The organism is Microcoleus sp. CAWBG58, from assembly GCF_020883045.1.
GTDB lineage: Bacteria > Cyanobacteriota > Cyanobacteriia > Cyanobacteriales > Microcoleaceae > Microcoleus.
Genome location: NZ_JAHRFA010000076.1, coordinates 23695 through 31915, shown reverse-complemented (window position 1 = coordinate 31915; position 8221 = coordinate 23695). Strand labels below are relative to the sequence as shown.

Genomic DNA, 8221 nt, shown 5'->3' with positions numbered 1-8221 from the left:
TTCTATTGGGTGGGCGTATGTTGATTCTCAAGGGAATCTCAAAGCCAAAGGGCAGATACCATTGCAGATGGGTTTACCAAGAAGCAAACAACAGGCTCAAATTGTTGATTCCTGTTTGCAACTAGCAATAAAAGCCACGGAATTTGAATGTCCCGTAGCTTGTGAGGAACTTGATTTCTCAACAAAAAAGCAGTCACTGGGAGAAAAAAGTAAAAAATATGCTCGGATGTTGTCGGGCTGGGCTTATAGTGAGTTCTACAAGCAACTGAGTTCTATTTTGTCGAATCGTGGCATTGAGTTAATTGCAGTCAATCCAGCTTATTCCAGCATTATCGGTTTGGTAAAATACCTGAGAATGTATGGCTTAGCTAGTGATGAAGCGGCCGCACTGGTAATTGCTCGCAGGGCTATGAAATTAAGTGAAAAGATACCTCGCTCCTTAACCGCCTATTCTGAAGTGAATTCAGAAAAGCACGAGGAGAGCGAGTGGAACCAACTGAATAAAAAAATCAAACGTTCCGCTGTAATATCACGTCGTTGTGATTATTATAGCGTTTCTAACTGGAGTTTCTTGGTCACGCCTCAAAACGAGGAAGCGCAAGCGCTAAGAAAGAATGTTTAAAGCTTATACCGTAGAGCTTACCCAGGTTTACCTAGGTTTTTATAAGCGGTTGGTTGCAAAGATACGGTAAAGATTGAGAATGACAACGCTGAGTTAGTAGACATTAGTAGACAATAGAGAAAGAGTCACAAAATTTTCAACCACAGTAATACCAGTTCAAAAAAAGAACGCAACTGTAGGTATAGCCTTTCTCAAAAAGATGAGGTACTCATGGGCATAGGGCATAGGGCATAGGGCATGGGGCATGGGGCATGGGGCATAGGGCTTGCGGGAATACCTCACTTTTTTGAGAACCGCCATACCTCATCTTTCTAAGAAGTGCTATAAACTCCAAACCCTTATTGAATCAGTCATTGACCAGTCTCAAATCTGAAATAGTATAAGCTGGCAATAATTGCAATTTGTAACTTTTCGATCGCACAGCATAGGGGCCCAGCATCTTGATGAATTCGCAGATGACAGCAGAAGTCCACTCAACCAACCAATATCAAGTCGGAGGATATTTGCCTGCCGGTGCGCCCACCTATGTCAGGCGATCGGCAGACAGCGAACTCTACCAAGGACTCAAAGCCGGACAATTCTGCTATGTATTGAGTTCGCCACAAATGGGAAAGTCCAGCCTGCTAGTGCAAACGGCCAAAAGGTTGCAAGCAGAAGGTACAGCTTTTGCCGCCGTCAACTTGAGAAGCATTAGCAGCCCAGAAATTTCCCTGGAAAAGTGGTATGGTGCGATCGTACACCGCATCGCCAGCAGCTTGCGCCTCACAAATAGGTTTGATGCCCTCAAGTGGTGGAACGATCGCGAAGTGCTATCCCCGGTGCAGCGATTGGAGATATTTATCGAAAAAGTTTTGCTCAAGTCTCTGCGGCAAAATTTAGTCATTTTGATAGATGACATTGACACCACCAACATCCTCAATTTCAGTACCAGCGATTTTTTTGCCTTGATTCGACGTTGTTATTCCAAGCGGGCAGAGCAACCAGAGTACGATCGCCTGAATTTTGCGGTTTTCGGAGTAGCAGCCCCATCACAATTGATCCGAGATCCAAGCTGTAACCCTTTTAATATTGGACGACCAATTCATTTAAGTCGATTGCAACTAGACGAAAGTGCTCCACTAGCAAAAGGATTGGCACTCAGAGCTTTTCGTCCCCAAAAAGTGCTCCAAGAAATATTTACTTGGACGGACGGTCAACCTTTTCTGACTCAAAAACTGTGCCAATTGGTGCTTGAATACGGGTCTTTTATTGGCAGAAATTGCGAAGCCCAGCAGGTGCAAGAACTGCTCAACAACAGAATTATCAAAAATTGGGAAGACTGGGACGAACCCCCACATTTGACAGCAATTCGCGATCGCATTTTCTACAGCCGCTGCGATCTCACCAAGCTGTTAACGCTCTACCAGAAAATTTTGCAACCGGCCGACTCCCAAAAACCGGAAGAATCGCCAGGAGTTTCTGTCGATTATTCTCCGGAACAAAACGAATTGCAACTGTCAGGATTGGTGGTTAAATCTCATGGCAAATTAATAGTTTCTAACCTAATTTATCAATCTGTTTTCAATCAGTTCTGGGTGGAAAAAGAACTGGGAAATCTGGCTCCGTACCGCGAGGCATTGGCAGCATGGCTGGCTTCCGATCGCGAAGATAGCTCGCAGTTATTGACGGGGGAAACTTTGCAGTCAGCTTTGGATTGGGCGGCAAACAAACAATTAAGCCAAGAACACTATTGGTTCTTGAATCCCGGAACTTTTCAGAAAAAACCGACAGTCGCTGTCGCACAAGTTGTACAAAGCAGCCCAGACATCAGTGCAGAGAGAATTCTCACTCCGCCCTCAGATACTTTTCTATCGGGTAACAACGAACAGATATTGTACGATCACATCGTCTACTGTGTGGAACGAGAATCCCCCGCACATATAATCGAGCGGTTCCGCAAACTATTTATCGACGGTATGGGCTACCCCGATCGCGAAATAGAAGCAACTTTGTACAATATAATCTCCGTCAAGCGATCGGATCGGGAGTTTAAATATATCCTCCACCGCTGCTGTTACATCCCGATCAACCGCTGGCAATTGCACTCACAGCACAAATTGAGTATTGCAAATTTAGTTGATTTATTTAAACAGACTTCTCCCCGATTTGGGATGGAATTTTACATAGTCAAGCGCTTGCAAGAACAAATAGAATTCTTTACTAAAAGTGCAGAATTCCAAACTCTTGAGCGCTTAGTAAAAGCAGTAGAACAAGAGCCACAACCGCAGAAACAAGATAGTCATACACCTTTGGGCGAATTGATTTGTCGCTATCCTTATTTATACGGGCATTCTTTGCTGAGCAAGGACAGCGTTGAAGAAGACCAGCAAACCATCAAAAAGCTGGAAATTCAAAGACAGCGACAATTTGAAAAAAACTTGTCTCAATATTTGAATTATTTGGTTGAGCCGAGAAATACAGAAATAGGAATTGTACAGCCGACGCCAAATCCCACACTTTTGAACGATGCGGAATTGCACTTAGCTGTTAGGGAATTTGCTGGAAAAATAAGAGACGATCGCAGTCACAAAGAATCGGCTCAATTTTTTTTGAGAGATGCCAGGAAAACTCCCTCCTACAGCTCATTTAAAGTGGATTTGTATGAATATTTGATATCATCTATAGAACCAGAATATGGTGGTCGTCAATTCAATGACAAGTTGTACAAGTACATCAAAAATACATTTCCCGAAAACGACTCAGCAAAATTAAATAATATATTGTTAGCTCGGACTTGCAACCAGCTATTCAATTTTTTAGTAGTAGAAAATGCCCAACATCCCAACCACTACGTTTTTTACGACTTAGTATACAACCTCGGGCCCAGCCGGACAATGGGTTTGCTGCTGAAAATCTTACTGCTTTCTGGCAAGGTTAAACCTGAGTTGGAAAAGCGATTTTCTATTTTGTTCAACCACTACGAAGGTAAAGCTTCTGATGAAATTATGTGGTTTATAAAATCATTGGAAAATTTGAATGTGGCTTTGGTTGTGAATTTTGGGAAGACGGATTTGTCTTTGGTTAAACAGCATCTGATTTTGAATTGAAAAATCACAAACTTGCTCTGGCAGCGTTATATAATTGTATTAATACCAATTTAATGTGAAGTTGCACAGATCTCGATCCCCCTAAATCCCCCTTAAGAAGGGGGACTTTGAGAAGAATCTTGTTCCCCCCTTGTCAAGGGGGGCTAGGGGGGATCGGAATTCTACGGGGCCTCATAAAAAATCGGTATAAGTCAAAAAAATCAAGGAAAATAAATGAAAGCCTTTGAAGTCACAGGAACGATCGACGAAAAAGGTCAATTATTGCTCGATCGACCTTTAACGCTAGATACTCCGGGCCCGGTGCGAGTCATCGTCCTTCTTTCGGAACCTACAGATGAAACTGAAGAAGACGCCGACGATACTCCAGTGGAAGAAGTAAAAGCCAGTCTCAAAAGAGCGTTGCAAGAAGCTAAAACTGGACAAACTCGACCAATCTCTGAACTGTGGGAGGGCATCGATGTCGAATGAATCGGAGCTTGTTAGCATCATTGCTGATTTTGATGAAAGCCAGTAGCGGTGTATTATTATTAATTTTATGATTAGCTATCTCAAAGGCACAGTCGCCAATATCGCCAAAGGCAGCAACCGCGTTATCCTGACTCTCGAAGTGAGTGGAATTGGCTATGACATCCAAATTTTGCCGCGGGTGACTGGCCAATTACCAGCATCCGGCGAAGTCGCCCAAATCTTTACCCACCAGCAAGTTAAGGAAGACCAAATCGTATTGTACGGTTTTGGCAGCACGGCCGAACGCGATTTGTTTCGGCAGTTGACGAGTGTTAGCGGTGTTGGTGCACAACTGGCGATCGCCCTTCTCGACACTTTAGGAATGCAAGATTTAGTTCAGGCGATCGTCGGCGGTAACACCCGCATCCTCGCCAAAACCCCCGGCGTGGGCACAAAAACCGCCGAGCGTCTGGCTTTGGAACTCAAAAGCAAACTCTCGGAATGGAGACAGGAAGCAGGTTTGACAACTTCTGTCGCCGCCGGAGTCCCCGCAGCTATTCAAGAAGAAGTCGAGATGATTTTGCTGGCGATGGGGTACACTGCCGCGGAAGTCTTGCAAGCATTGCAAACCCTCAGCCAAGACAGCAACTTGTCCAACAAAGCTAATGCGGATGATTGGATTCGTGAGGCGATCGCCTATTTAAGCCGATAATCCCTACCAAATCCAGCAACCGGGGAATCCGAACCCAAATTCTGCCCGACGAACCAACCCATCTGCGGCGAAAATTTGCTCCTTCACCGTTCCGCTGTGATACTATATGGGATTGTGACAATCGTACAAAAAAAACTAAACTCAATTCATGGCTCTTACACAACAGCGCAAACAAGAAATCATGGGCGACTTTCAAACCCATGAAACCGATACAGGCTCAGCAGATGTCCAAATCGCCATGTTGAGCGATCGCATCAGCAAACTCAGCGCCCACCTGAAAATCAACCAAAAAGACTTCGCCTCCCGACGCGGTTTGATGATGATGATCAGCCGCCGCAAGCGCCTGCTGGCTTACCTGCAAAAGGAAAATGTCGATCGTTACAAAGCATTAATTGCCCGTTTAGGCATTCGCGGCTAAACAGCAAAGCGAAAATTTGCGACAATATTCAAGAATCTTGGACAAACGCCAGCAGGATTTACGCACTGATAACAAATCCGTTTCAAACCGTTGATTAACCATCAGAGTCGCGTAAACCCTCGCCAAGATTTATTGAATTATTGTTCGAGATTTCAGGTTAAACAAAAAATATGTCCTCCGAACCTCCCAGCCAGCGCTTACCCTTTGAACCCGCTTCAAATCGGAAAAAAACCGCTAAAAAGCCCCCAGAAGCAGAAGCAAGCCCAGTCACAGAAGAACCAAAACCAGACAAGCCGCCCAAAGCCACCAAAAAAACTGGCCCGCAGGCGCAATCCATCCCAGAAGCAGTCAGCAAACGCATGATTTCCCGCATCGCGGTATTTTGCGGCGCCCCGACAATCCTGGGAATTTCCACATTTTTTATCAGTTATTTGATAGTCAGCAAAGGCTGGTTTGACTTGCCAAATACAGCAGTATTGTTGGTAAGCATGGGCTGTTTTGGTCTAGGCGTACTGGGATTAAGCTACGGAGTCCTCTCGGCTTCCTGGGATGAAGAAGCTTCAGGAAGCACTTTGGGATGGGAAGAATTTAATACTAATTTTGGACGGATGCGACAAGCATGGCGCGATGCGAAATCTAAAAGTTAGTCAGTAGTTATTAGACATTAGTCATTAGTCAATAGCTTTCTTCCTCGGAAAAGGGTACGGCAATGCCCATTGGTGTTACTTAAGTTCAAGTCCCTCCACAGATTGTTATTTGACTATTAAGCTTAGATCCCCCCTAACCCCCCTTAAGAAGGGGGGAACCGGAGTCCGATCAAAGTCCCCCTTCTTAAGGGGGATTTAGGGGGATCTAGATTTCGTATGTAAACGAGATTTATCAACAGTCTTAGTCTTAAATTGTCACCAATAAGCACTGCCGTCTCCTGATATTACTTATTGAAACACTACTAATAGTAGTCATGTGCCACTGGATACTCTACTAATAGAGTTTATACGTAATTTCTAGTTAAATTGACATCAATTCTACGTAAAATTCCCTAGAAAATACTATTTAAGTTTTGTGAACAATTGGTTTTTTGCATAAAACTACTTAGTTGAGGCTGATATAAATAAAGTAGTCCTCAAAAATTTTTTGCAGTTAATATCCCGACAATTTTTGCGAAGTCGGGGATATGAAATGCTGACAACTCATACCAAATTCGGCTTAAATACCCTCTTGATTTCTTAGTCTGTGGAGGCAGATTTTGTGTAGGGCAATCTTTATATGGTTGCCCCGATTTCGATCGCCGAATGATAAAGGGGATAGATAACTTTGCATAAAAGGTGAAAAATCATGCACATTTCAACGCGTACTGCTGGCTTTCGCAATTTGGCTTTGTCTGTCATTAACGGTGCAATTACTTTGATTGTACTTTTGATTGCGCCCTTGGGATTAGCTGCCGTAATTATTAACACGTTGTTAATAGCAGTAGCAACTTTTGTAGCAGGAGAAATAAGCGATCGCGTAATCCGTTACCTTCAGCCCAGCAATGCTGAAGAAATATTCCGAAATTCCCAGGAAATCCAGTCGCGCGATCGGCGACAGATCGATCGGCGGCGCTAACGATCGGTAATTTCAATTTAATCGATCGTTGCACATATCCAGATCCCCCTAAATCCCCCTTAAGAAGGGGGACTTTGAGCAGAATCTTGTTCTCATTTTAATGATTCAGGTGCTTTAGATAGATTTGCTTAATCAGGGGGACTCTGAGAAGAATCTTGTCCCCCCCTTCTTAAGGGGGGCTAGGGGGGATCTAGATTTAATGGTCAAACAAAAGTCTCTGAATGGGTTTGACCTTAAATTAACACTAATGAGTAATACCGTGTCCTGACTGTGGGTAATATCTACTACAATTCTTGAGGAATTACCGTGAAAACTCTCTACGTTTCTCAACAAGATTGCTATCTCGCACTCCAACAAGAAAACATCATTGTCAAAAAAGGTGATACCATCCTCACCAAAATCCAAATACCGCTTTTAGAGCAAATTCTTGTATTTGGTAGATCCCAAATTTCTACCCAAGCAATTCGCACTTGTTTGTGGCGGAACATCCCCATAGCATACCTTTCCCGCATGGGTTACTGTTACGGACGCATCTTGCCCATAGAACGCGGCTACCGACAACTGACTCGCTACCAACAGGCACTCGAAATCGACCACCGTTTATTAGTAGCCAGACAAATTGTCATTGCCAAATTGAAAAATAGTCGCCTGATCTTGCAGCGCATCCAGCGAAAACGCTTGGATTCAGAAATAGTTGCTTTCGCGATTAAGAGCTTAGAACATCTCAGCGAAAAAGCCGCGCGTTCTGAAACTTTCGAGCGATTGATGGGATTGGAAGGTGCGGGGGCAGCTAGTTATTTTTCCGCATTTGGCGAATGTTTGTCGGTTCCAGAATTTGTATTTGTTTTCCGTTCCCGCCGTCCGCCTGGGAATCCGGTTAATGCCATGCTGAGTTTTGGGTATCAAGTTCTGTGGAATCATTTGCTGTGTTTGATAGAACTCCAAGGACTCGATCCGTATCAAGCTTGTTTGCATCAAAATTCGGAACGCCATGCTGCTTTAGCTTCCGATTTGATCGAAGAGTTTCGGGCTCCGATTATCGATTCTTTGGTGCTGTGGCTGATTAATACAAAAGTCATGGATGCTAGCGCCGACTTTGTTTACCGCAATAGCGGTTGTTTCTTGAACGATTCCGGGCGAGCAAAATTTCTCCGTGCTTTTTTGCAGCGCATGGAAGAAGAAATTCAAACAGATTCGGGCGAAAAACAGCCCCGCTGGGATTTGTTTGTGCAGCAAGTTAAGGCATACAAGCAGTTTGTTTACAATCCACAAATACTGTACAAGCCTTATCGAATTCATTAGATCGGGATCGTTGGTGTCAACTTAAACTC

At 44.0% G+C, this 8221-nt stretch carries 7 protein-coding genes and 1 pseudogene; all 8 read left to right on the top strand.

From position 1 onward, the window contains the following. Positions 1-622, top strand: a pseudogene (locus QZ918_RS26125) (hypothetical protein); the annotation flags it as partial. A 455-nt stretch (positions 623-1077) separates the two neighbouring features. Beyond that, entirely contained in the window at positions 1078-3708 is a 2631-nt protein-coding gene (locus tag QZ918_RS26120) for a Sll1247 family protein (RefSeq protein WP_293340233.1), read from the top strand. Between the two features lie 213 nt (positions 3709-3921). After that, on the top strand, positions 3922-4176 hold the full coding sequence (locus QZ918_RS26115; protein ID WP_293149495.1) for a type II toxin-antitoxin system RelN family antitoxin: 255 nt from the start codon (positions 3922-3924) through the stop codon (positions 4174-4176). Positions 4177-4243: 67 nt separating this feature from the next. Beyond that, positions 4244-4867 (top strand): Holliday junction branch migration protein RuvA, encoded by a 624-nt coding sequence (gene ruvA, locus QZ918_RS26110; RefSeq protein ID WP_293149493.1) that lies wholly within the window; start codon positions 4244-4246, stop codon positions 4865-4867. Positions 4868-5015: 148 nt separating this feature from the next. Then, the gene (gene rpsO, locus QZ918_RS26105; RefSeq protein WP_293134126.1) at positions 5016-5285 is read left to right on the top strand and encodes a 30S ribosomal protein S15; all 270 of its coding nucleotides are present in this window, start codon (positions 5016-5018) and stop codon (positions 5283-5285) included. A 170-nt stretch (positions 5286-5455) separates the two neighbouring features. Then, positions 5456-5932: a PAM68 family protein gene (locus QZ918_RS26100; protein WP_293340230.1), complete on the top strand. Its 477-nt coding sequence runs from the start codon at positions 5456-5458 to the stop codon at positions 5930-5932. Between the two features lie 688 nt (positions 5933-6620). Beyond that, complete coding sequence (gene csx18, locus QZ918_RS26095) at positions 6621-6890, top strand: CRISPR-associated protein Csx18 (RefSeq protein ID WP_293340227.1); 270 nt, start codon at positions 6621-6623, stop codon at positions 6888-6890. Positions 6891-7196: 306 nt separating this feature from the next. After that, the gene (locus QZ918_RS26090) at positions 7197-8192 is read left to right on the top strand and encodes a CRISPR-associated endonuclease Cas1, Slr7092 subtype (protein WP_293340224.1); all 996 of its coding nucleotides are present in this window, start codon (positions 7197-7199) and stop codon (positions 8190-8192) included. The last annotated feature ends 29 nt before the right edge of the window (positions 8193-8221 follow it).